Here is a 1,862-nt window from a genome sequence, read left to right on the forward strand (position 1 = left end):
CGTGGCTCGAAGCACATGGTATTTGGGCGGTCATGCCCTGCATTGCATGACCTCAAGCGTGGGTGAATGCTGACTGTTTGACCTCTGGATTGTTTGACTTCTGAGCAGGTACCCAGGCCACCCATCCTGACTGGCAGTAAAGAGCGAGCCCTGCACGACTGAGTCCGGCTGCATTCAGGCTGCAGTCGCTTGGTACAGGCATCGCACCCATGCCATCCCCCACGACAGACAGTGAAGAACCGAACCCTGCACGACAGCGTTCAGCGTCAATCACACGACACAGCCACCCCGACATGCAAACCGGGGTGCCAATTCTATTTATGATGAGGCCTGCCGGGTGCTTGCGGGGTGGCCGGGCGACTTTGGGCTCCGCCGTGGCAAGCCAGCCTGGCGGAGAGACAAGGGCGCAGTTGTTTGAGCGCCGGCTTTCGGGCCACCGGCCCGATGGCGCGAGTTCTGTACATGGACGCCCCTGGTTTGCCAAGCTTTCAATTCTTGATGACTCGAAGGTAAAGATTGCACCTGTACATCCGGACTTTGGTTGCAGCCTTTACGCTGCTGTCCCTGATGGATTCTGCTGGTTGGCACCCAACTGCGACCACGCACTCAAGGTGCTGAGAACTCGACGGGTTTGGCCAACCACGGTCTGACCTGTTTTGCCATCAATGCATGATTGCCTGAACAATCGGTGGAAGGGCTCCTTACTTTTTCAGTGACTCTTCACTACAACAACCCGCCGACCTGATTAGGCGCTAAGCGCGTAATCAGGTCGGAACTCTCGATCGTGGGCCAACAAGGCCCAGGCAATCCGAGCATTCTTGTTGGCCAACGCCACAACCACTACATTGGTATTACGCCGCTGGAGCAACCTGTTGAGCCAGCCCGCGTCGGGCGACTTGCGTCGGACCTGAGCAACCAAGGCACGCGCTCCATGAATCAGTAGCGATCTCAAATAAGAGTCACCACGCTTACTGATGCCCAGCAGCACTGCCTTGCCACCGCTCGAGTGCTGTTTAGGTACCAAGCCCAACCACGCCGCAACCTGCCTGCCATTGTGAAAGTGCTCAGCATCGCCGATAGAGGCAACCAAGGCGCTAGCAGTAATGGGGCCAATACCGGGGATCTTCTCTAGCTTACGGCTCAGTGGGTTGGCGCGGTGCCAGCTCGTGATCTGGAACTCCAGTTCATGCACATGTTGGTCCAGCACTTTTAACTGATCCAACAAACGGTCAATTAATAAACAAAAGGCGCCCGTTAATTCATCACTGGCCTCTTGCATGAGCTGCGGGACCCGATTAGTCAAGTGGTGTATGCCCTGCGGTAGAACCAGTCCAAACTCAGCTAGCAAGCCTCGAATCTGATTAGCCTGCGCGGTGCGCGCCCGAACAAAGCCTTGGCGCGCCCGGTGTAAGGCCAAGACCGATTGCTGATCGACCGTCTTGATCGCTACAAAGCGCATATTTGGTCGGGCCACCGCTTCGCAGATCGCCTCGGCATCAGCCACATCGTTCTTGTTGGTCTTGACGTAGGGCTTGACGAACTGAGGCGCCATCAAGCGTACTGTGTGCCCCATGGCCTGCAGCTTGCGACCCCAGTGGTGAGCACTGGCGCACGCTTCCATCCCGATCAGGCACGGCTCGAGCTGGATAAAAAAGTTTGCGACCTGGTCGCGCTTCAGCTGCTTGTTCAGCACGGTCTTGCCGTGCGCATCAACGCCGTGGACTTGAAACACGTTCTTTGCCAAGTCAATGCCGATAGTTGTAATCTTCATGGTGGACGCTCCTCTCGGTTCAAGTGGTTGTGCAACACCTCCACTTTGGCACATTGATGCCGTTACGAGTAGGGGCGTCCATTCCATTGCG

Annotated in this window: 1 protein-coding gene; it reads right to left on the minus strand. The window is 56.6% G+C overall.

All coding sequences use genetic code 11. From position 1 onward, the window contains the following. Positions 1 to 745 precede the first annotated feature (745 nt). Complete coding sequence (locus RE432_RS19590) at positions 746 to 1,771, minus strand: IS110 family transposase (protein WP_310935225.1); 1,026 nt, start codon at positions 1,769 to 1,771, stop codon at positions 746 to 748. Positions 1,772 to 1,862: the final 91 nt, after the last annotated feature.

This window comes from Pusillimonas sp. SM2304, from assembly GCF_031628915.1.
Lineage (GTDB): Bacteria > Pseudomonadota > Gammaproteobacteria > Burkholderiales > Burkholderiaceae_B > Pusillimonas_C.

Coding starts and splice junctions, on each gene's coding strand:
- RE432_RS19590 (WP_310935225.1), bottom strand. CDS start 1,771: ATGAAGATTACAACTATCGGCATTGACTTGGCAAAGAACGTGTTTCAA.